At 37.1% G+C, this 23159-nt stretch carries 19 protein-coding genes; all 19 read right to left on the bottom strand.

All coding sequences use genetic code 11. The features are described from left to right. Window positions 1-194: 194 nt before the first annotated feature. The 19 genes from mutL to JOC83_RS03830 all read right to left on the bottom strand — a co-directional run bounded on the left by mutL (window position 195) and on the right by JOC83_RS03830 (window position 23110). Window positions 195-2084: a DNA mismatch repair endonuclease MutL gene (mutL, locus tag JOC83_RS03920; protein ID WP_205184014.1), complete on the bottom strand. Its 1890-nt coding sequence runs from the start codon at window positions 2082-2084 to the stop codon at window positions 195-197. Between the two features lie 15 nt (window positions 2085-2099). Next, window positions 2100-4748 (bottom strand): DNA mismatch repair protein MutS, encoded by a 2649-nt coding sequence (gene mutS / locus JOC83_RS03915; protein ID WP_205184012.1) that lies wholly within the window; start codon window positions 4746-4748, stop codon window positions 2100-2102. 116 nt (window positions 4749-4864) lie between these two features. Then, window positions 4865-5410 (bottom strand): outer spore coat protein CotE, encoded by a 546-nt coding sequence (locus tag JOC83_RS03910; RefSeq protein WP_205184009.1) that lies wholly within the window; start codon window positions 5408-5410, stop codon window positions 4865-4867. Between the two features lie 272 nt (window positions 5411-5682). Then, the gene (locus JOC83_RS03905; RefSeq protein ID WP_205184006.1) at window positions 5683-6114 is read right to left on the bottom strand and encodes a YlbF/YmcA family competence regulator; all 432 of its coding nucleotides are present in this window, start codon (window positions 6112-6114) and stop codon (window positions 5683-5685) included. A gap of 2 nt (window positions 6115-6116) precedes the next feature. Beyond that, the gene (gene miaB, locus JOC83_RS03900; protein WP_205184003.1) at window positions 6117-7646 is read right to left on the bottom strand and encodes a tRNA (N6-isopentenyl adenosine(37)-C2)-methylthiotransferase MiaB; all 1530 of its coding nucleotides are present in this window, start codon (window positions 7644-7646) and stop codon (window positions 6117-6119) included. Between the two features lie 211 nt (window positions 7647-7857). Then, window positions 7858-9036: a glycine C-acetyltransferase gene (locus JOC83_RS03895; protein WP_205184000.1), complete on the bottom strand. Its 1179-nt coding sequence runs from the start codon at window positions 9034-9036 to the stop codon at window positions 7858-7860. Window positions 9037-9066: 30 nt separating this feature from the next. Then, on the bottom strand, window positions 9067-10095 hold the full coding sequence (tdh, locus tag JOC83_RS03890) for an L-threonine 3-dehydrogenase (protein WP_205183997.1): 1029 nt from the start codon (window positions 10093-10095) through the stop codon (window positions 9067-9069). A 264-nt stretch (window positions 10096-10359) separates the two neighbouring features. Beyond that, window positions 10360-11226 (bottom strand): 2-oxoacid:ferredoxin oxidoreductase subunit beta, encoded by an 867-nt coding sequence (locus tag JOC83_RS03885; RefSeq protein WP_205183994.1) that lies wholly within the window; start codon window positions 11224-11226, stop codon window positions 10360-10362. Next, complete coding sequence (locus tag JOC83_RS03880; RefSeq protein WP_205183991.1) at window positions 11227-12966, bottom strand: 2-oxoacid:acceptor oxidoreductase subunit alpha; 1740 nt, start codon at window positions 12964-12966, stop codon at window positions 11227-11229. It abuts the gene before it with no gap. Between the two features lie 292 nt (window positions 12967-13258). Further along, complete coding sequence (locus JOC83_RS03875; protein WP_205184812.1) at window positions 13259-14173, bottom strand: dipeptidase; 915 nt, start codon at window positions 14171-14173, stop codon at window positions 13259-13261. A gap of 74 nt (window positions 14174-14247) precedes the next feature. After that, complete coding sequence (gene spoVS, locus JOC83_RS03870) at window positions 14248-14508, bottom strand: stage V sporulation protein SpoVS (RefSeq protein ID WP_003181955.1); 261 nt, start codon at window positions 14506-14508, stop codon at window positions 14248-14250. Between the two features lie 231 nt (window positions 14509-14739). Beyond that, window positions 14740-15537 (bottom strand): TIGR00282 family metallophosphoesterase, encoded by a 798-nt coding sequence (locus JOC83_RS03865; RefSeq protein WP_205183988.1) that lies wholly within the window; start codon window positions 15535-15537, stop codon window positions 14740-14742. Window positions 15538-15661: 124 nt separating this feature from the next. Continuing rightward, window positions 15662-17221 carry a ribonuclease Y gene (gene rny / locus JOC83_RS03860; RefSeq protein ID WP_239583285.1) on the bottom strand — a complete coding sequence of 520 codons (1560 nt, stop codon included), beginning with the start codon at window positions 17219-17221 and terminating at the stop codon, window positions 15662-15664. Window positions 17222-17720: 499 nt separating this feature from the next. Beyond that, window positions 17721-18743 (bottom strand): recombinase RecA, encoded by a 1023-nt coding sequence (recA, locus tag JOC83_RS03855; RefSeq protein WP_205183984.1) that lies wholly within the window; start codon window positions 18741-18743, stop codon window positions 17721-17723. A gap of 252 nt (window positions 18744-18995) precedes the next feature. Continuing rightward, window positions 18996-20240 (bottom strand): competence/damage-inducible protein A, encoded by a 1245-nt coding sequence (locus JOC83_RS03850; protein WP_205183982.1) that lies wholly within the window; start codon window positions 20238-20240, stop codon window positions 18996-18998. A 15-nt stretch (window positions 20241-20255) separates the two neighbouring features. Further along, window positions 20256-20834 (bottom strand): CDP-diacylglycerol--glycerol-3-phosphate 3-phosphatidyltransferase, encoded by a 579-nt coding sequence (gene pgsA, locus JOC83_RS03845; protein WP_205183980.1) that lies wholly within the window; start codon window positions 20832-20834, stop codon window positions 20256-20258. A 95-nt stretch (window positions 20835-20929) separates the two neighbouring features. Next, a complete protein-coding gene (locus tag JOC83_RS03840; RefSeq protein ID WP_205183978.1) occupies window positions 20930-21829 on the bottom strand; it encodes a helix-turn-helix domain-containing protein in 900 nt (299 codons plus the stop codon). A 21-nt stretch (window positions 21830-21850) separates the two neighbouring features. Next, window positions 21851-22642: a DUF3388 domain-containing protein gene (locus JOC83_RS03835; protein ID WP_205183976.1), complete on the bottom strand. Its 792-nt coding sequence runs from the start codon at window positions 22640-22642 to the stop codon at window positions 21851-21853. 207 nt (window positions 22643-22849) lie between these two features. Next, entirely contained in the window at window positions 22850-23110 is a 261-nt protein-coding gene (locus JOC83_RS03830) for a DUF3243 domain-containing protein (protein WP_205183974.1), read from the bottom strand. Between the last annotated feature and the right edge of the window lie 49 nt (window positions 23111-23159).

Raw genomic sequence — 23159 nt, 5'->3', positions numbered from 1 at the left:
GTCAACCAAACGATTCAGCCGCTATACATTTTAAAAAGCATGAAATAGGATATAACCTTATCATTCAAAGGTTCATCTTTGAACGATGGACTTGCTTTAGACTACATCTATATCTTCATTATGATTATTTAGAACATATTTTAATTAGATTTTAATGGTAAAAAATGAGAGAGGGCTAATGCTCCCTCTCATTTTTACATAACCCTTTTAAACATCTTTTCCATTTCATACGTAGAGTGATGAATAATAATAGGTCGTCCATGAGGGCATGTAAAGGGATCGGTTGTATGACGCAATGTTTCTAGTAGCGTGAAAATCTCATCGTTTCTCAAGTGATGATTAGCCTTAATGGATGCCTTGCAACTCATCATAATGGCCGCTTCTTCTCTTAATTTACCAATATTTACTTTTCTCATCGTTAATGCTTGTTCAATCATCTCTTCAATGATTTCTTTTTCTTCACCCTTTGGAAACCATTGCGGATGCGCACGCACAAGGTACGTATTTTGTCCAAAGTATTCAAGGAAAATTCCTACATTCGCCAATTCATTTTTATGCTCTTCTAATACAAGAGCTTCATTAGCTGAATATTCAAGAGTAATCGGCATTAATAGCTCTTGTACTTCCATATCAACTTCACTTAATTTTTGACGATAATATTCGTATTTAATTCGCTCTTGCGCAGCATGTTGATCAATAATATATAAACCATTTTCATTTTGAGCGAGGATATACGTACCATGCATTTGACCGATTGGATACATAGTAGGCACTCGCGATTCTTTTGCTTCTTGATTTTGCTCAGCCGTCTCTAACAGTTGCACTTCTTCATCATCCGTAACGACTGGTTCTTCAATCTTTTTGTCAGGAAATTGTTTGAACGTATTCTCTTCAAAAATACGTGCATCTTTTTCATCTGTTGGCTTGTCTTTTTCATATTTAAAGAAAGACAAACCATCTACTTTATCCTCAGCTAAAGTGTGATCGGTAGACATCACCTCTTCTGATGGTACACGATGAGTAAACGTAAAGGTTTGCTGCTCCTCTTCAGGTTTGACAGGACGATGAGGTTTCGATACAACTGCATCTGGAATGAGCCTCTGCTTTTTAAACGCTCCCTTCACCGCTTGTTCCATTAACTCATATAGCTCTGCTTCTTTACTCAATCTTACTTCTAATTTTGCTGGATGCACATTGACATCAATTAATAATGGATCCATTTTAATGTTTAAAAATACAATGGGATAGCGGCCAATTGGTAACAGTGTATGATAACCTTGTTGAATTGCTTTAGCTAATCCATAATTTTTGACAAACCGACCATTGATAATCGTAGACATATAGTTGCGAGATGCTCTCGTTACTTCAGGTAAGGCAACATACCCATCCACTTCATAGTCTAGAGATTGCACAGAAATAGGAACCATCTTTTTCGCTACGCCAATTCCATAAATCGCAGCCAACACTTGGCGAACATCACCATTTCCATTTGTATACAGCAATTGTCTTCCTTGATGCATTAACCGAAATGATACATTTGGATGGGCCATTGCTAAACGATTGACCACATCCGTGACATTTCCTAACTCTGTGTTAACAGTTTTCATGTACTTTAGGCGAGCAGGCGTATTAAAGAAGAGCCCTTGCACGATGATATCTGTACCTTTGCGACTTGATGTTAATTCATGCTTAATGATTTCTCCACCACGTAAAACTAAATGAGTACCCGCCTCGTCACCTGTACTTGTTTTTAGCTCTAATTCAGAAACAGAAGCGATACTCGGAAGAGCTTCTCCTCTAAAACCAAGTGTGCGAATGCGAAATAAATCTGTTTCTGTTTTAATTTTACTTGTTGCATGTCGTCTAAATGCCGTTAAACAATCTTCCTGCTCAATGCCATCTCCATTATCTAAAATACGAATTTTTGATAACCCAGCTTCCTCAAGGTCAATTTCAATCACCGTACTGTTTGCATCAATTGCGTTCTCAACTAATTCTTTTACAACTGAAGCAGGCCTTTCTACTACTTCACCTGCCGCAATTTTATTTGAAAGTTCATCAGACAATTGAACAATTTTGCCCATGACCTCACCACCTTGTTACTTTTTCTTTAATGACTTTTGCAATTCATACAAAGCATTCATTGCATGAAGTGGCGTCATCTCTAATACGTCTAATTCTTTAAGCTTTTCAAGTACAGCTTTTTCATATTTTGATAGCGATGAAGCTTTTTTGGTTTCTTTTTGACTTGCTTCAAAAAATGATAACTGACTATCTGTATCTGCTTTTAAACTATCTATTTCAACTTTATCTTCTTTGACTGTATGTTCTTCTTTCTTATTAACTACTTGATTAATCGTGATTTCTTCTTTTGGTTGCTCAAGGTCCTGCAAAATCACTCGCGCACGCTCAATTAAAGGATCTGGAAGTTCGGCTAGCTCCGCTACATGAATACCATAACTTTTATCAGCTGCACCGTCTTTAATTTTGTGTAAAAAGACCACTTTTCCATTCTTTTCTATTGCGCTAACATGGACATTCTTTAACATGGACAGATCTTGTTCAAGTACTGTTAATTCATGATAGTGCGTGGAAAAGAGTGTTTTACAACCAATATGTTCATGAATATGCTCAATAATTGCTTGTGCAAGGGCCATTCCATCATAAGTTGACGTACCACGTCCAATTTCATCAAGTAAAATGAGGCTTGATTGCGTTGCGTTCACTACAGCATTTTTCGTCTCTAACATCTCTACCATAAATGTACTTTGACCTGAGATTAAGTCATCGGCTGCTCCAATACGCGTAAACACTTGATCAAAAATCGGTAACACTGCTTGGTCAGCAGGAACAAAGCAACCAACTTGTCCTAAAATAGCCGTTAACGCTACTTGCCTCATATACGTACTTTTCCCTGACATATTCGGGCCTGTAATTAATAGTACTTGGCTATCCTCAGACATGAAGCAATCATTCGGCACATATTCTTGAGCGTTCATTACTTTTTCTACCACAGGGTGTCGACCATTTTCAATACGAATATCTCCACTAGGTGAAAACACTGGTTTTGTATAGTGTCTCTCTTCACTAATTTTTGCGAAGCATTGTAGAACATCCAACTCGCTTACTACCTTTGCTAAAGCCTGCAAGCGTGGAATATATGTTTTTACTTCATCACGAATTTGTAAAAACAATTCATATTCTAACTGAACAATTTTGTCTTCTGCTTCTAGAATTAACGTTTCTTTCTCTTTTAACTCTGGTGTAATGTAACGCTCTGCATTCGTTAAGGTTTGTTTTCGTTCATACATTCCTTCAGGAAGAAGATGAAGGTTCGCTTTCGTCACTTCAATGTAGTAACCAAAAACACGATTATAGCCGATTTTCAACGACTTAATGCCTGTTTTTTCACGTTCTCTTTGCTCTAGAGCCGCAATCCACGACTTTCCATTTCGGCTAGCATCACGATATTGGTCAAGTTGATCATGATAGCCATCCTTAATGATGTCACCCTCTTTTATTGATAAAGGTGGATGATCTTTTAATCCTCGTTCTAACAAGCTTTCCAATCGCTCACACGGGTCCATTCCCTCTACTAATTCAGTGGCATAGGAATGGTTTAATCGTTTAACAACTTGTTGAATGAATGGAATTTTTTGCAACGACTTCTTTAGTTGCACGAGATCACGAGCATTTACATTTCCAAAGGCCACTCTTCCTGCTAACCTTTCTAGGTCGTATACTTCTGTTAATAACTCTCGCAGCTCTTCTCGTTCAAAGAATTGATTCATAAACGTTTCAACCATGTTCAAACGATTTTCAATCTGTTGCTGTTGAAGTAACGGACGATCAATCCACGTTTTTAATAATCTTCCTCCCATTGCTGTCACCGTCTTATCTAACAGCCATAAAAGAGAACCTTTTTTGCCTTTAGAACGAATGGTTTCCGTTAGTTCAAGGTTTCTCTTTGAAAACAAATCAATCTTCATATATTGGTTGATTTGATAAAATTGGACAGGCTGTAAGTGTTCTAATGAGCGCTTTTGTGTGCGAATTAAGTAATTGATTAAACGAGCAAATGCTGTGATCAGCTTTTGCTGTTGCATACCCTCTACTAAATGTGTAAATTCAAAATCTAGCGTAGCATTCTTTTCATACGAAACCGTAATTGCTTTACGTTCTTTTAACTGCTGTAAACGCTCAGGTGAAAAGTCGGGATCAACGACAATTTCTTTTGCTTCACGACTATAGATTTCTGCTACAACGTCTTCCCAAGAAGATGATAGCATCGTGACACTATTTTCACCTGTTGATAAGTCTGAAAACGCAAGGCTATACGTGTCATCTTCAAATTGTGTGACAGAACTGATAAAATTATTTTCTTTTTCCTGCAAGCCCTTTTCATCCATTAACGTACCAGGTGAAATCACTTGTACAACTTCTCGTTTCACGACACCTTTTGCTTGCTTAGGGTCTTCAACTTGCTCACAAATAGCTACTTTGTACCCTTTCTCAACTAAACGTTCAATGTATGTTGGAGCCGAATGATAGGGAACCCCGCACATTGGGATACGATCTGCTCCTCCACCATCTCGACTCGTTAATGTAATTTCTAATTCTTGAGATGCTCGCGTTGCATCCTCAAAGAACATCTCATAAAAGTCCCCAAGACGAAAAAATAAAAAGGCATCTTCATACTCTGCCTTAATCGTTAAATATTGCTGTATCATTGGTGTATATGTAGCCATACTACTCCTCCATACTCTTTATCTACTGTTTATTTATTATAGCATAGGTTGTTTTTAAACTTCATGCACAGAAAATGACAGCACAAAAAAACTAGGAAGACAGGCTTCCTAGTTTCTTACTCGTCATCTCCTAAAATGAAGTCTGGGTTTAGATCTTCAAACTCATCATCATCCACATCTAAATCAAACTCATCTTCTTCTTCACATCCGTTTGGATTAACGGCTACACACACCTTTGTTTCTCCAACGATTTCCGCTAACAATTCTCTCTCTACTTGAATAATGGTCTTATTACCATTAGGTGAGATGGTTGCTTCTAAGCAATTTGGTTGTTGAAGGACACGTACAATGACTTCAAAATCATCACCAATGGCATCTTCATCTTTATAGCGAAGTTTAATCACATCTTTGTATGACACCGTCTCAGTGCAAACTTCTGTTTTTGTATTATCTTTATGCGAATACCAAACGTTAATGTCATAAGTGCCATCAACTTCTACTGTATTGCCTTGCTTTTGTGCATCATATTGGTGATTAATAACCCAGCACCCTAAAATACTTGTAGGATTATTAGGCGGAGCAATTGTGTGAGATGACTGTGTGAATTTACGCCCTTTTCCTACTATTGCTTTTGTAATAATTTCTCTATACTGTTGTGACATGTGAGCATACCCTCCTCAAACTATCTTCATTTAATCCTATGCAGGTTGTATCGCTTGTTTGCACATTATTTAAAAAACTTGATGAAAAAAAAATCATAAAAGCGCTATGTTTCATTGTATGCACACATGCCCATAAACGTGACAGTTTTGAGAGAAAAATAAAAAAATGAGGCAGTTCAAAAGGAGCCATTACACTCCAATTGAAACACCTCATCACACAAACTATCTCATAAATTAAATGAATTCATCGATAGCGTTTTGTATATATCCTATTAGTTACAGCTTGATCCTGGACTATTTTTCACATAAGATCCCGTCTCACCACGAAGAAGATCTCCATCAGTAGCTGTAACGATTTCATCTGTTACATGCGTTGAAATCGTTGTTGACACTAATTGAAGTAAGCCATTCACGTCAGCTTGAGATTCTTTAAACTGTTGAATGATTGGCAGTTCATCGAGTTCTTCTGATAGCGCATCAATTTTCGCTTCTACTTGTTTTAATGCTTCAACTTTTCCATAATGTTGAAAGTTTACTGCCTGCTTTTGTAAGCTTTTGATGCTCGCAATTTTCTCGCGTACTTTTTGGTTTTCGTTTAATTGTGCTTCTGCACGCTTAAAGAAATCTACCTCTTCCGTTTCTGCAATCATTTTCGCTAATTGTCTTGCTTGTGCAATAATTTGCTCTTTTGTATAGTTTTCCATTTTTATCTCACCTCTGCCGCTTCTTCTACCATTTCCCCATTTAATGTCCATGTTTTTGCTTCTAAAACTTTCACTTTTACTAACTGTCCAATAACAGACTTTGACGCTTTAAAGTTAACTAGCTTGTTCTTACGAGTATAACCAGCAAGAACATCTGGGTTGTTTTTACTTTCGCCTTCCACTAGCACTTCAACAACTTTTCCTTCATACTCTTTTAATTTCTTTGCAGAAATTTCATTTACAAGTGCATTTAAGCGCTGTAGACGATCCTTTTTCACTTCCATTGGTACGTTATCTTGCATTTTCGCTGCTGGTGTTCCTTCACGAGGAGAGTAAATGAATGTGTATGCACTATCAAACTCTACTTCACGGTATAATGACATCGTTTCTTCAAATTGCTCTTCTGTCTCATTTGGGAAACCAACAATAATATCTGTTGTTAAAGATGCATTTGGAATGGCTTCTTTAATTTTTCGAACTAAGTCCATGTAACGCTCACGATCATACTTACGAGCCATAATCTTCAATACTTCAGAGCTTCCTGACTGTACTGGTAAGTGAATATGATCGACAAGGTTTCCACCTTTTGCAAGCACTTCGATTAAGTAATCATCGAAATCACGAGGATGACTCGTTGTGAATCGAATACGTGCTACATCAATTTTACGAATTTCATCCATCAAGTCGCCTAAACCGTACTTCATGTCTTCGAAGTCTTTTCCGTATGCATTTACGTTTTGGCCTAATAATGTAATCTCTTTGTAACCTTGTGCTGCAAGATGACGTACTTCTTGAATGATATCTTCTGGACGACGGCTACGCTCTTTACCACGTGTGTAAGGAACAATGCAGTACGTACAGAATTTATCACAGCCATACATGATGTTAACCCATGCTTTAATATTACCTTTACGTACTTTTGGCAGGTTTTCAATAACGTCTCCTTCTTTTGACCACACTTCAATGACCATTTCCTTCGAAAGGTAAGCTTCACTTAAAATGTGTGGAAGACGATGAATATTATGTGTACCAAAAATCATGTCAACATGTTGATGCTTTTGAAGAATCTTATTAACAACTGATTCTTCTTGCGACATACAGCCACAAACACCAATTAGTAAGTCTGGTCTTTCACGTTTTAACGCTTTTAAGTGACCAAGCTCACCAAATACTTTGTTTTCAGCATTTTCACGAATTGCACATGTATTTAATAGAATCACATGTGCATCATCCACTGTATCCGTAATTTCATATCCAAGGCTTAAGAAAATTCCAGCCATTACTTCTGTATCGTGCTCATTCATCTGACAGCCATACGTGCGAATATAAAATTTACGACCATCGCCCATACCTCTGAATTTTTCATCAATTTTAAAGTCATTATGATATTTAACGTCTTCTTTTCCACGTTTTTTTGCATCCTTTAATGAAGGCGGCATATAAACTGTTTGGAAGTATTTACTGTAATCCTTTTCGGATTTTTTGTCCGAAGGAGTTACTTGTGTACTCTCTAGACGTTGATTTTCGTTCATTATGAATCTCCTTTCACATGCTACAGAATAAAAACAATCACATTATCTAAGTATATAACTTTACATGATTGAACACAATATATGAATCCTTCAGAGAGTGAAACATCTGTGAAAGGATTCATATCGATTTATGCTGCTTCAGCATGTAAGAAAAGAACGTAAATTTCCTGTCTAGAGAAGGTACAGAGATGAAAAAACTTGTTTTTTACTCTTACCTTAAAATCCCTAGTTCCTTACCCGCTTTTTCAAAGATTTCAAGCGCCTTTTCTAATTCGTCTCTTGAATGTTGAGCTGTCACAATTGTTCGTACGCGCGCTTTGCCTCTTTCAACGGTTGGAAAGGCAATTCCTTGCGCAAACACACCATATTCTAAAAGTTTATCAGAGAATTGATGTGCTAGTGATTCTCCACCTACGAAAATCGGGGTAATCGGCGTTTCACTTGTTCCTGTCTGAAAGCCGAGTTTTTGCAAGCCTTCTTTAAAAAACTCCGTATTATCCCATAGCTTCTCAATTAATTCTGGCTCTTCAAGCAATACGTCAACAGCTTCAATACAAGCAGCTGTTACCGCTGGTGGGTGTGAGGTACTAAACAAAAATGGACGACCTTTATGAATTAAGTAATCAATTAACGTTTGTGTACTAGCAATATAGCCACCTAACACACCAACGGCTTTGCTTAGTGTACCTACTTGAATATGAACACGTCCATCTAAATTAAAATGATTAACCGTACCACGTCCATTTTCTCCTAATACACCCGAAGCATGCGCATCATCAACCATCACAAGCGCATCATATTTCTCAGCAAGCTCTACAATTTGTGGCAAAGGAGCAATATTTCCATCCATTGAAAACACGCCATCTGTTACAATGATACGTTTTCGATATTGCTGCGTTTCTTGTAAAGCTTTTTCTAAATCATTCATATCAACATGTTTGTATACTTTACGAGCTGCTTTAGTTAAACGAATTCCGTCAATTATGGAAGCATGGTTTAATGCATCTGAGATAACAACATCTTGATTCGTTAAAATTGAAGAAAGAACACCTTGGTTGGTTGTAAATCCGGACTGAAACACAAGTGCTGCTTCGGTATGCTTAAACTTCGCAAGCTTCTTTTCTAATTCATCATGCATTGAGAATGTACCAGCAATTGTACGAACAGAGCCTGTACCTGCACCATATTCGTTTACTGCTTGTAACGCTGCTTGTTTCAGCCTTGGATGTGTTGTAAGTCCTAAATAGTTGTTGGATGATAACTGAATCACTTCTTTTCCATTAATTACTACTTTCGATCCTTGTTCTGATTCAATTGATACGAGTGTACGAAATGTGCCTTCTTCTTTCATCTGATCTAATTCTTCTTGTAAATATTCAAACCCTTTCATATGTTCATCTCCTCCTCTATTTTGAAATCTTTATGGATGTAGCACAACTTTCCCACATTTCCCTTGCAACATTAGCTCAAATCCTACTTCAAATTCATCTAATGGTAAGCGATGTGTGATAAGTGGCGTTACATCAATTTGGTGAGAGTTTAACAGATTCGATACTTGTTGCCATGTTTGAAACATTTTTCTACCTGTAATTCCTTGAACGGTAATTCCTTTAAATACAATGTCGTTTGTAACATCTAGCTGCACTGGCTTTACAGGTAAACTAAGAATAGATACTCTCCCTCCATTAGTTACCATTTTAAATCCTTGATTCATCGCTACAGGATGTCCGGACATTTCACAAACTACATCAATTCCATGACCTTTTGTCAGTGAAATTACCTCTTCTACAGGATTACCGTTTCCTGCATGAATTACATGAGTAGCTCCCATTTTTTTAGCAATATTCAAACGGTAATCGTTTAAATCAATTGCAACAACAGTGGATGCACCTACTGCCTTGGCCACCCCTACTGCCATCAAGCCGATAGGACCGCAACCAATCACGGCAACAGATTTACCTGCTATGTCTCCTGATAATACTGTATGAACAGCATTTCCCATCGGCTCTTGAATAGAAGCAACGTGGAATGGCATAGTTGCTGGATTTTTCCATACATTTTTAGCAGGCATCGCAACATATTCAGCAAAACACCCTTGTGTATCTACTCCTATAATTTGTGTTTTTTTGCAAATGTGATACTGTCCCGTTAAGCATTGAGGACAAGTTTCACATACTAGGTGCGTTTCTGCCGATACAGAGTCTCCAAGCTGAAGGTTTGTTACTTTCTCTCCTACTTCTACCACTTCTCCTGCAAATTCATGTCCAAATACATATGGAGGTTTTACACGCGATGACGCCCAGTCATCCCACGTATAAATATGAACATCCGTTCCACATATCGATGTTGCTTTTACTTTTATCAAAACTTCATCTTCTTTAATTGTTGGAATAGGAACTTCTTCAAGTTTCGCACCAAATCCCCTGTGATGTTTAACTATCGCCTTCATCATTCCACCCACAACGAACACTCCCCTTTTTTTGAAACCGCTTTACATAAAACTATACTAGCATTTAACTACTTTATCGTAAATAGCTCTGTCCACCCAAAAAGAACAAACGTTTACAGTTCATAAAAAAATGCAAATTTTTATTTTATTTTTAATTTTATGCTGATAACAACGAGATATTTTCAATAAAATCCCATAAAAAAAGCTTTGTCAAAAGTGGTTTTACCCATCTTCTGACAAAGCTCATAAGCTTTCATTTCAGCATTACATAAATTCTGATACGAGTTTTTTAAATTTCTCTTCATCTATATTAAGATCCGCATGCGCTAATGAATCTTCTCCGTAGCCATGAACAAGCTCTTGATAAGATTTTTGATCTTTATTTTGATAAATTAAACCTGATACAAGACCTTTATGTTCCATTAGTGTTTGCATGGCTTGAACACGATTATGTGGATCATAGTCTTCAATCGTGCTGAGTTTCGTTAAATTCTCTTTAAACCAATCATACGTATTTACTTTATTATATGTGACACAAGGACTAAACACATTAATTAATGAAAAACCTTTATGATTAATCCCTTGTTCAATTAAGCTAGTTAGTTCTTTTAAGTCTGTTGAGAAGCTTTGTGCCACAAACGTTGCTCCTGCTGTCAACGCTAGTTCCATAACAGACAAAGCAGACTCAATCGAACCTTGTGGTGTACTTTTCGTTTTAAAACCTACATCACTTCGAGGTGATGTTTGCCCTTTTGTTAAACCGTAAATTTGATTATCCATTACAATATACGTCACATCAATGTTTCGACGAATAGCATGAACTGTATGACCCATTCCAATTGCGAATCCGTCTCCATCTCCACCAGAAGCAATAACGGTCAAATCGCGGTTAGCCATTTTTACACCTTGAGCAATCGGAAGAGCTCGACCATGAATACCATGAAATCCGTAAGAGTTAATATAGCCTGAAATACGACCTGAACAACCAATTCCTGATACAACAGCTAAATTATGTGGCTCTAAACCAATGTTAGCTGCTGCACGCTGGATTGCCGCTTGAACAGAGAAATCTCCACAACCTGGGCACCAGTTAGGTTTTACATTATTACGAAAGTCCTTGAACGTCGCCATTTAAAACAACTCCTTGCTTCTTGAATAAACTTCATGTGGTAGGAATGGATTTCCATCATATTTAAGTACATTTGTCATTTTTTCAGCATGTCCTACGTTCATTTTCATAATATTTGCGAGTTGCCCTGTTGCATTATTTTCAACAACAACTACTTTTTTAGCTGCTTTTACTAGTGGCAATAACTCATTTGTTGGGAACGGATGCAACAGGCGAATATGTGCATGGTTTACTTTTAATCCATCCTTTTCAAGGCGCGCCATCGCTTCATCAATCACACCTCGAGTTGAATTAAACCCAACAAGTAAAAGATCAGCCTCATCATGTTTCGCATTTTTATAAACTGGTGTAGGGAATTGAATGTTTTCAATTTTACGTAGACGCTTATCCATTTGGTCATTACGGTTTTGTGCACCTTCTGATGGCTTACCAGTTTCATCATGCTCGACTCCTGTAACATGATGAATACCATTTTTAGTACCTGGAATCACACGTGGTGACACTCCATCAGCTGTTACTTCGTAGCGCTTATAATAAGCTTTGTTTTCTAACTCTGGTAAATCTGGATTTACCTGTAGCTTCCCGCGACGAATATCGACTTTATGATAATCTAGTGGTTCAACCGTTTGTTTTCCAAGTGATAGCTGTAAATCTGTTAGTAAAATAACTGGACATTGATACTCTTCTGCTAAATTAAAAGCCTCAATTGTGTCATAGAATGCTTCTTCTACTGTACTTGGTGCCATGACAATTTTAGGAATCTCACCATGTGTCCCATAAATCATTGCCATTAAGTCTGATTGTTCTTGTTTCGTTGGTAATCCCGTACTTGGACCACCACGTTGTGTATCCACAATTACAACTGGCTGCTCAGTAATACCTGCTAACCCAATTGACTCCATCATGAGTGATAAACCAGGCCCTGCAGAAGCCGTTAATGAACGTACACCTGCATAGTTGGCACCAATTGCCATTGTACAAGCTGCAATTTCATCTTCTGTTTGGATAACGGTCCCTCCAAATTCAGGGAGTTTTTTAATTAAGTATTCCATAATTTCAGACGCAGGGGTAATTGGATAAGCAGGCATAAAGCGCGCTCCTCCGGCAAGAGCTCCTAACGCAATTGCATCATTTCCAATCATAAACATACGTTTTTTTCCATCTGCTGGTTCCAGGTGCATCGTTTCTAACCCTTCACCTAACTGTTCAGCAATATACTCTGCGCCTTTCTTCATTGCTTCCACGTTTTTATCTACAACTTGCTGTCCTTTTCGCCCAAAGATTTCTTGAACCACTTCTTGAAAAGCACTAATATCCATATGTAATACTGCACTTGATGCTCCTACAGCTACCATGTTTTTCATTAATGATGTACCTAGCTCGGTCGCAATTTCTGTAAATGGTACAGAATAAAGTGTAACTGTATCACTTTCTGGAATTGTTGGATTGAATTTTGCATCCGCAATAACAACTCCACCATCTCGTAACTCATGAAAATTAAGATCAATGGTTTCTTGATCAAATGCTACTAAAATATCCAAGTCATCAGAAACGGCACGAACTTCTGTTGTACTTACACGAATTTTATTATTCGTATGTCCACCTTTAATTCGAGATGAAAAGTGGCGATAGCCATATAAATAATAGCCTAGACGGTTTAAAGCTGTTGAGAAAATTTCACCTGTACTTTCAATACCTTCTCCTTGCTGTCCACCAACTTTCCATGAAAGTTGTTTTGTCATGTATTACACCCCTTTAATTTACAATACATCGTATTGAAATAATATTTATAACTATAAATTGTAGCACTTTTTCAACGAAATAACTAGAATGAGAGACATATATCCAATAAAAAGTATAGGAATTCTTTTTAACGCGGAAAAACGGAAATAAAATTTACTTATCTTTATTCACTGAAATGGAATTATCCCTTCTCATCACTTATTTACACTTTCCTCTGCCACAACTTCTATTCATACAATTCGCCTTTCATTCTAGTCTTATCATATTGAAAATGCAACATTTTCTCGTATGTTAGCAAAGTCTTTTCACGAAATTATAGTAGAGAAAGTTTTGTACTTGAGTAGATGAATAGTGCTTATATAATTCATTGATTAGTTGTTCATAATTACGATAAGAATGTAATCCTTTTACCGTCTTATCAATTCCATCAAAGTCTGATCCAAATCCAACATGATGTTCTCCACCGAGAGAACACACATATTCAAGATGATTTAATACATCTTGAATTGTTGCATCTGCGGTAGAACTCAAAAATTCTGGCACAAACGTGATACCTATGACGCCATTTTTCTTAATTAATGCGCTAATTTGATCGTCCTGTAAATTACGAGGGTGTGCACAAAGATTGTAAGCATTTGAATGAGAGGCAATCACGTACTCAGCTCGCTCCATCACATCCCAAAAGCCTCGAACCGACACATGAGAAACATCCGTCCATATATTAGCTTTATTATTCTCACTTACTACTTCTTTACCGAATGTAGACAAACCCGCTCCTCTTTCTTCTAATATTCCATCGGCCACGTTATTAGCATAGTTCCACGTTAAACCAACAGATCGAACACCTAGACGAATAAGCGTTTGCAGACGTACGATACTTTGACCGATTGCATCGCACCCTTCTAGTGTTAAAACGGCTCCTATTTCATTTTCTTTTAACTGATTTACATCTTTTCTTGATTGTATAAACTTCATGTTTGGCATTGATAAGATAGACAAATGAAACAATTGAATCATTTCTAAAGCAACATCAAATCGCTGTTCAACAGGAACGCCTTCTGGAATATAGATCGCAAATAACTGAATCTTTGCACCTACCCTCTCCATTTCTTTATATGTAACATGCAATGAAGGGTCTTGTTGAAAGGAAATGTATTTATTTAACCATATTTTCATCAATACATCACAATGTGCATCAAAGATCATCAACAGTCGATGCTCCTCTCTTCATGTTGGAATATAAAAATGACCTGCTGCCTTGTGACAACAGGTCAATTTATTTATCTTGGTTCTACTATCAACTTAATGGCTGTACGTTCTTCTCCATCTATTTGAATGTCAGTAAAGGCTGGAATACAGATTAAATCAACACCACTTGGAGCAACGAATCCCCTTGCGATCGCTACTGCTTTCACTGCTTGATTTAGTGCACCTGCTCCAATTGCTTGAATCTCGGCAGCTCCTCTTTCTCGTAATACTCCGGCAAGGGCACCAGCAACTGAATTTGGATTGGATTTTGCTGAAACTTTTAATATTTCCATATCTAGCTCCTCCTTATTCTTTACAATGTATGTTGAGAGATCATTAGACCAATGACTTAAATGATTTCAATGTTACTATATTCACGATACTTAAAACGTATTCCTGCTTGTTTTACCTAATTTTTCAAAAAATTTAAATAAATTAGTCTTTTTAGCGTATACCCTGTTTTAAAAAATTTCAAATAAAAAAACCTAACATCACAACTATTGGTGACGTTAGGCTCTTGCTTTTTATTCAAAAAAAGGATGATCATCATTAATTAACAGTCGCTCAATCTTTGAAGCCTTCCCTGTTTTGACATCAACATCAATGATGACTGAGCTTAATTGTGTACGTCCACCTGTTGGAATATCAAATCGAACAGGCAACGATGTTAAAAATCGTTTAATAACAACCTCGCGTTCAACACCTAAAATTCCATCGTATGGTCCTGTCATTCCTACATCGGAAATGTACGCTGTACCTTTTGGGAAAATGCGATTATCAGCAGTTTGAACGTGAGTGTGAGTTCCAACAACTGCAGATACTCGTCCATCTAAGTACCAACCCATTGCTTGCTTCTCACTTGTTGCTTCTGCGTGAAAATCTACAAAGATTACCGATGTTCGCTTTTTTGCTAGTTCAATTAACTCATCGGCTTTTTTAAATGGACAATCAATAGGAGGTAAAAATGTTCGACCTTGTAAGTTAATAACCGCAATCTCTTGCCCATTATAAGAAAAGAATGTTAGTCCTTTACCAGGTGTCCCTTCCGGAAAGTTGGCTGGTCGAATCATATTCTTCGCATCATCAATAAAGTCAAAAATATCTTTTTTATCCCAAGCGTGGTTTCCTAAAGTGACCACATTGGCTCCTGACTCTAAAAAACTTCGGTATATCTTTTCATTAATTCCTTTTCCTGATGCTGCATTCTCACCATTTACAATTGTAATTGCTGGAGAGTATTTTCGTTTTAAACGTGGCAAGTATGAGTGAATCATATCTCGTCCTGGAGCACCTACTACATCTCCTACAAATAAAATTCTCATATTAAAATCTAAAATCCCTTCTATGTATATTCCTCTTATAATTATCATTTGCCGTAATAACTCAAAAAAATCATGACAACTCTCTTATCTTACCATAAAAAAAATAAAGTGGTATTATACCACTTTATTTTGCGTACTCGACTGCTCGTGTTTCACGAATAACCGTTACTTTAATATGCCCTGGATAATCCAGTTCTTCTTCAATACGTTTTCGAATATCACGAGCTAATCGATGTGCTTCTAAATCGTCAATCGTATCTGGTTTAACCATTATACGAACCTCACGACCTGCTTGAATTGCAAATGATTTTTCTACGCCTTCATAAGACTCAGAAATCTCTTCAAGCTTTTCAAGACGACGAATATAGTTTTCTAATGTTTCACTGCGTGCGCCTGGTCTTGCAGCTGATAATGCATCAGCAGCTGCAACAAGAACAGCAATAATGGATGTTGGTTCTGTATCACCATGGTGAGAAGCAATTGCGTTGATGACAACTGGATGTTCTTTATATTTTGTTGCTAATTCAACTCCAATTTCAACGTGACTTCCTTCTACTTCATGATCGATTGCTTTACCAATATCATGCAATAACCCTGCACGTTTCGCTAACGTTTCATCTTCACCTAACTCAGCCGCCATTAAACCTGCTAAATGAGCAACTTCCATTGAGTGTTTCAACACATTCTGTCCGTAACTTGTTCTAAATTTTAAACGTCCTAAAATCTTCATAAGATCTGGATGTAAACCATGAACACCAACTTCGAATGTAGTTTGTTCACCAACTTCTCTAATATACTCATCTACTTCACGACGAGACTTTTCAACCATTTCTTCAATACGAGCTGGATGAATACGTCCATCTTGCACAAGCTTATCAAGTGCAATTCTTGCCGTTTCGCGTCGGATAGGGTCGAAGCCTGATAAGATTACTGCTTCTGGAGTATCATCAATAATTAAATCAATACCTGTTAACGTTTCTAATGTACGGATGTTTCGACCTTCACGACCGATAATACGACCTTTCATTTCGTCATTTGGCAAATTCACTACAGAAACTGTAGTTTCTGCTACGTGATCTGCAGCACAACGTTGAATGGCAAGTGAAAGGATTTCTTTCGCTTTTTTATCTGCCTCTTCTTTCGCACGATATTCAGCCTCTTTAATCATTACTGCGACATCATGAGAAAGTTCATTGTCCATTTTGTCAAGAATGATTGCTTTTGCATCTTCACGTGTTAAACCTGAAATACGCTCTAGCTCTGTTTGCTGAGTTCGTACCATTTCTTCCACTTTGCTTTCCATCTCTTCAATATGCTGTTGTCTAGAAGTAAGCGAATCTTCTTTCTTCTCCAATAACGATTCACGTTTATCTAACGATTCGTCTTTTCGATCAAGATTCTCTTCTTTTTGCATTAATCGGTTTTCTTGTTTTTGTAACTCCACTCGACGATCACGAATTTCTTGTTCAGCCTCTGTACGAAGTTTATGAATTTCATCCTTCGCTTCTAATAAGGCTTCTTTTTTCAATGCATCCGCTTCACGATTCGCTTCATCAACAATCTGATCCGCAACCGTTTTAGCTCCTGCTATTTTAGCTTCTGCTATCGATTTACGAACAAAAAAGCCAACAACTGCACCGACGATTAGGCCAAGCAAAGCGGAGATGATTGAGATCGTGTTCATCATTTCACCTCCCCTTGCTATAAGTTTGTAAGTAATCAATTTTCATGTCGGCATGTACATTGTGTTAAATAGTTCAATATACATACAAAGGCTTTTAAAGGCGTTAAAAATGTTTGAAAAAGGGAAAATATACATTCTAATTGTAAAGGTGGTATTTTTTATTGTCAAGCCTGTCTACACGCCAAAGCATGAAAAATGTTAGTTTCATCCACTTGTCTATAAAAAAAGCAGCCTCATCTTTTTAACATCTTCATTTTTTATAGCTTTTTTAGCCAAACATTCTGTTAAGCAGTCTTGCCCATTTCTGTTGATGGTACACCCTTACACAAATAAATTCAACGTGTTTGTCGACGTTTTATACCTTTACGTAGAACCCTCTTTTTAGACTATCTCCCTGTTATCAGCTTACTAAATTGACAATTGCTATGACTTGAGTCTTACAAAAAAAGTTCCTACGTAAATAGTAGGAACTTTTCATCAAAGTTTTTTGTTAAACTTATTAAAGTTCGTCTTGGTCTTCTGTTACAGCTGCCAAGTCATCTAACCCATAATGCTGACGAATTTGCTCTGCAATTTCTTGACGAATTTCAGTGTTTTCTTTTAAAAATTGCTTTGCATTTTCACGACCTTGACCTAGGCGTTCTTCGTTATAAGAATACCAAGCACCACTTTTTTGAACGATATCTAATTCAGAAGCAATGTCTAGAATTTCTCCTTCTTTTGAGATACCTTCTCCGTACATAATATCTACTTCAGCAGCGCGGAATGGAGGTGCTACTTTGTTTTTTACTACTTTAATTTTTGTTTTATTACCTACGATATCATTGCCTTGCTTTAACTGTTCCGCACGACGTACTTCTAAACGAACAGAAGAATAGAACTTTAATGCACGCCCACCAGGAGTCGTTTCAGGGTTCCCAAACATAACTCCAACTTTTTCACGAATTTGGTTAATAAAGATGGCGATTGTTTTTGATTTATTAATTGCACCTGACAGTTTACGAAGTGCTTGTGACATAAGACGAGCTTGTAAACCTACGTGAGAGTCACCCATCTCACCTTCAATTTCCGCTTTCGGAACTAATGCTGCTACAGAGTCAATAACTAAAATATCAACTGCTCCACTACGAACTAATGCTTCTGCAATCTCTAATGCTTGCTCTCCAGTATCCGGTTGAGAAAGAAGTAACTCATCAATGTTTACTCCTAGCTTTTGAGCATAAACAGGATCTAATGCATGTTCAGCATCAATAAATGCAGCTTGACCACCTTGTGCTTGTACCTCTGCAATTGCATGAAGAGCAACAGTTGTTTTACCTGAGCTTTCTGGTCCGTATGTTTCAATTATACGTCCACGAGGATACCCACCTACTCCTAATGCAATATCAAGAGCTAATGACCCACTAGGCACTGTTGAGATTTTTCGTTCTGTTTGCTCTCCAAGCTTCATAATAGAGCCTTTACCAAATTGTTTTTCGATTTGTTTTAGAGCCATATCAAGGGCTGCTTGACGATCGTTCACTTAATTTCCTCCTCTATATTAAAGAAAAATGTATATAAATTTAAAGACAAAAAATTAAATTTCATTAGCAACTTTCTATCTAATACTATACTAGTTTTTTGATCGTTTGCCAAGCAAAAAACGAATAAATGTTCGATTTTTTTACTTCTAACTTCTTGAAAATCTCGTGAGTCGATACTTAAAGGTTTTTGCTAGTATGAAAAAACCTCGTCTATCTCTCCTTTGCTGGACTAAGATGACGAGGTCTATTTTTTAATTCTCTTCGTTTAATGCTTTTAACAAGTAATGACAGCCATAACGAACGGTTCGTTGTCTGATTGCTTGGCGGCTACCTGTTAATTGTAAATGATGAACGGTAGTCTCTCTCCCTGCTACAGAAATACCAACAAAGACGGTTCCGACTTCTTTGCCTTCTTGCACTTTAGGTCCCGCCACACCCGTAAAACTTATTCCAACGTCTGAAGAACATTTCACTCTTATTTGTTCAGCCATTTCTTTTGCACACTGTGTACTGACCGCTCCATAATTGTGCAATGTATCTGATGAGACGCCTAGCGTATGTTGTTTTATTTCATTATGATAACAAACAATACTTCCTTTTAGGACGGCTCCTGCTCCTGATAGTGAGGTTAGTCGCTCACTAAATAGTCCACCGGTTAAGCTTTCAGCTGATGCAATGGTTTTTCCCTTACTAATTAAAGCGGACATTAACTCTTCTTGAAGAGATGTTTGATTATATCCATAAAAGTAAGGTCCTACCCTTTGCCGTATTACTTGCTCTACTTCATCAATCATTTGTTGAGCAATGTTGGAATCAGCATGCTTTGCCGTTAATCTTAATGTGACTTCTCCATCTCCAGCAAGCGGTGCAATCGTAGGATTGGTTTGGTTTTCTAATAGGTCTTCAATCTCTGTCTCTAATTGCGATTCACCAATACCAAAAAAACGAAGCACTCGAGATTCAATTCGCTCTTTCACCTCAAGCTTGTTTAACAGATACTCTTTAGCATAATTCTCATACATTGGATAAAGCTCTTTTGGAGGCCCTGGAAATAACATGTACTCAATTTCCTCTACTTTTATAGCCATACCGGGTGCCATTCCATAATCATTGCGTAAAATTGTAGAGCCTTCCATCACTAATGCTTGTTTCTTATTGTTAGGTGTCATAACTCTTTTTACTTTTTTAAAATATAACTCGATACTTTGTAGAGCTTCTTCGTCCGTTACAAGTGGTTTACCTAACAATTGAGAAATGGCTTCTTTTGTTAAGTCATCTTTTGTTGGACCAAGCCCACCAGTGAAGATAATTAAATTCGCACGTTTTTGAGCTGTATGAATCGCGTCTTTTAATCGGTTGGCATTATCTCCTACTACCGTGTGATAGTAGACATTGATCCCTATCTCAGCAAGTTGTTTGGATAAATATTGTGCGTTTGTGTTAGCAATTTGTCCTAGAAGTAGTTCAGAGCCAACTCCTATAATTTCTGCGTTCATGTAATCATCCCCAAGTTATTTTGAATTCACAAAAGCTTGCTTGTTCTTTGCAAAATAATCCCATCCTGAAATTACTGTAAAAATAACGGCTATCCATAAAGCGATATCAGCAAATGGGATTGAAATAAATACAAATGGGAGGTTGTATAATAGCAAAGCTGAAATAGCAATGATTTGGGTCCATGTTTTAATTTTCCCTAACATATTTGCAGCTACTACTTCCCCTTCCCCCGCAAGAACCAATCTTAAACCTGTAACAGCAAATTCACGACTAATAATAATAACGGCCGCCCAAGCAGATGCTGATCCTAATTCAACTAATGCAATAAGTGCTGCAGAAACTAATAATTTATCAGCTAGTGGATCTAAGAACTTGCCTAAATTTGTAACTAAATTATACTTCCGAGCATAATATCCATCTACCCAATCTGTTGTAGATGCAATAATAAACACCGCAGCTCCAATTAGGTGAGAAACCGGGACCGTTACTTCTCCTACCACTAGTTCTCCCCAAGGTAATTCAACTAACATTAACACTAAAAAAATAGGAATCATTAAAATCCTGGAAATCGTAATTTTATTTGGTAAATTCATTATGTATTCCTCCAATGACTAAAACAAATTGAAAGCGTGCAAACATGGTGTTTGCACGTCTTTCTACTTATTATACACTTTATTGACACATCTCATTATTGAGCGTTTTCACCTTTATATTGAATCGTAATAACTTGGCGCACTCGCTCACTTGGATTAAACGGTAATTGAACGTCTTGTCCGTTTATTTTCATCTGAACCGCTGGTGAAAATCCGATATTTACGCGTACTTCAGACTCTTGTGTCAAATCAAATTCTTTTGTTTCGCCACTTTTTAAGCCAGCGTTATAAAAAACGCCACCCTTTCCATTTTTCACATCTAACCATGTATCTGCATCTTTCGCTGAAATTTCAAGTTTAAATTCTTTTGCTCCTGTTAGCTCATAAGTTGCATTTCGACCACTCTTTTGAACTTCTTTATACTGTTGAGTAGCAGTTGGTTGTTCTTCTTCCTCTGTTGGCTCTTCTTCAGCTACTGGTTCTTCTTCTTTTTGAGCTTCCTCTTCCTCTACTACTTCTTCTGATAATGGAGAATCTGTTGCTTCTTCAATTTCACTTTGTTCTGTTTGAGGGCTTACATTTTCATCTGCATTATCTGTTGCTTTACTTTGCGCGAATACCCAAACAACAACAGCAATTCCGATAATAACTGCAACCACTAAAATAATTGGAAGAGCATCAAGAGCCTTTGAAGCTTGTTCTGGCATCTCTTTTCGAGTACGTACTCTTGATAATTGCTGTGGTAAATCTTCTGTTTGAGTGACTGGGATATCCGATTTATATTGCTCAAATATTTCATCAGGACTTAATCCTACAGCTTCACAATATTGCTTAATAAACGCACGAACGTAAAATTTACCTGGCATTAAATCATAATTACCTTCTTCAATTCCAACTAAGTAACGCTTTTGAATTTTGGTTAACTTTTGTAAGTCTTCCAGAGATATGTTTTTTTCTTCTCTAGCCACTTTCAATCTATTTCCTAATTCCGTCAATCATAACACCTACCAATTATGCTAAAAATCAAACATTGAAAAACCGCCATCTGGGAACATTTGCGAGCCTTCTACTTTATCATATGTAATTTCTTCATCAGGTTCATTACGCAATTCAATGATGTACTCAAAATCGTCTAACGTGTATTCTGTATTTTGCACAAATATATCTGGATGTTCAACAATTTTTGTTGCTGGCACTCGCATAATCTCTCTTACTAATTGCCAATGCTTTTCATTCGCTCTACGCGTTGAAACAATGCCATCAATAATAAAAATATTATCCGTATTGTACTCTTCCTCAATTAGCTGACTGCGAATGGTTTGCTTTAACAACGTTGAAGATACAAATAACCATCGCTTATTTGCACATACACTTGCTGCCACAATCGATTCTGTTTTGCCTACTCGTGGCATTCCTCTAATACCAATAAGCTTATGTCCATCTTGTTTAAACAATTCAGCCATAAAATCAACAAGAAGACCTAGCTCATCTCGAGCGAAGCGAAATGTCTTTCGGTCATCTGCATCACGTTGAATATACCGGCCATGTCGGACAGCTAAACGATCACGTAATTTAGGAGGCCTAAACTTTGTAATTGCAATGTTATCCATCGTTTTTAAGATTGACTCTAGTCTCTCTATCTGCTCATGAGAATCGCAACGAACAAGTAACCCACGTCTTTGATCATCCACACCATTTATTGTAACGATATTAATTGAAAGCATTCCAAGTAATGAAGAAATATCACCTAATAAGCCTGGACGATTTTTTTGTATCTGATATTCTAAATACCACTCAATATTCGCCACAAAACCCTCTCCCCATCTAATGGCATAAATTTATATATTAAATATAAATGATTTCTTTTGATTTATAAACCCTAAAACGAAGAGACAGCTTAAATGTTTTTATGAAAACACTTCCAAATAAGCTGTTTTAAATGATAAAATACTTATTTTATTTAAAATTAGACCATCTTATGTTAATCAAAATAAAAAGAGAGGTTAATCCCTCTCTCAGTTTGATGTACCGTTATTCTGTACAAGCTTAACCATCATGTTAGCAATTGCATGTTGCTCTTCTGGTGAAGCAACACTCCATAGGTCTGCTAATACTCTTTCTTGCTCATTTTTTGCATCTACTTGGTTTGCTAAATATCCACCAATTTGGTAAGCCAGGCCTTGAATGACTTCGTTATTCATTCCTTCGTTTTGCGCGTGATGTAAGCGATCACCTAAAAAATTTTTCCACGAATCCCAATTATCTAAAACTGACATGAATGATCCTCCTTAAGGTTTATTCATATCATAGTTTGTACGCTGCGCT

The organism is Priestia iocasae (assembly GCF_016909075.1).
Classification (GTDB): domain Bacteria; phylum Bacillota; class Bacilli; order Bacillales; family Bacillaceae_H; genus Priestia; species Priestia iocasae.
Note: the sequence above shows the minus strand (reverse complement) of the source record. Positions and strands in the feature narration are given on the sequence as shown.

Bases quoted from the DNA above. Each gene is read 5' to 3' on its own strand.
- tdh (WP_205183997.1), bottom strand. From the start codon at position 10,095: ATGAAGGCGATAGTTAAACATCACAGGGGATTTGGTGCGAAACTTGAA.
- JOC83_RS03830 (WP_205183974.1), bottom strand. From the start codon at position 23,110: ATGTCAGTTTTAGATAATTGGGATTCGTGGAAAAATTTTTTAGGTGAT.
- JOC83_RS03875 (WP_205184812.1), bottom strand. From the start codon at position 14,173: ATGATCTTTGATGCACATTGTGATGTATTGATGAAAATATGGTTAAAT.
- miaB (WP_205184003.1), bottom strand. From the start codon at position 7,646: ATGAACGAAAATCAACGTCTAGAGAGTACACAAGTAACTCCTTCGGAC.
- mutL (WP_205184014.1), bottom strand. From the start codon at position 2,084: ATGGGCAAAATTGTTCAATTGTCTGATGAACTTTCAAATAAAATTGCG.
- rny (WP_239583285.1), bottom strand. From the start codon at position 17,221: ATGAACACGATCTCAATCATCTCCGCTTTGCTTGGCCTAATCGTCGGT.
- mutS (WP_205184012.1), bottom strand. From the start codon at position 4,748: ATGGCTACATATACACCAATGATACAGCAATATTTAACGATTAAGGCA.
- JOC83_RS03850 (WP_205183982.1), bottom strand. From the start codon at position 20,240: ATGAACGCAGAAATTATAGGAGTTGGCTCTGAACTACTTCTAGGACAA.
- JOC83_RS03895 (WP_205184000.1), bottom strand. From the start codon at position 9,036: ATGAAAGGGTTTGAATATTTACAAGAAGAATTAGATCAGATGAAAGAA.
- spoVS (WP_003181955.1), bottom strand. From the start codon at position 14,508: ATGGAAATATTAAAAGTTTCAGCAAAATCCAATCCAAATTCAGTTGCT.
- JOC83_RS03885 (WP_205183994.1), bottom strand. From the start codon at position 11,226: ATGGCGACGTTCAAGGACTTTCGTAATAATGTAAAACCTAACTGGTGC.
- pgsA (WP_205183980.1), bottom strand. From the start codon at position 20,834: ATGAATTTACCAAATAAAATTACGATTTCCAGGATTTTAATGATTCCT.
- JOC83_RS03910 (WP_205184009.1), bottom strand. From the start codon at position 5,410: ATGTCACAACAGTATAGAGAAATTATTACAAAAGCAATAGTAGGAAAA.
- JOC83_RS03905 (WP_205184006.1), bottom strand. From the start codon at position 6,114: ATGGAAAACTATACAAAAGAGCAAATTATTGCACAAGCAAGACAATTA.
- JOC83_RS03880 (WP_205183991.1), bottom strand. From the start codon at position 12,966: ATGACAAAACAACTTTCATGGAAAGTTGGTGGACAGCAAGGAGAAGGT.
- JOC83_RS03865 (WP_205183988.1), bottom strand. From the start codon at position 15,537: ATGAGAATTTTATTTGTAGGAGATGTAGTAGGTGCTCCAGGACGAGAT.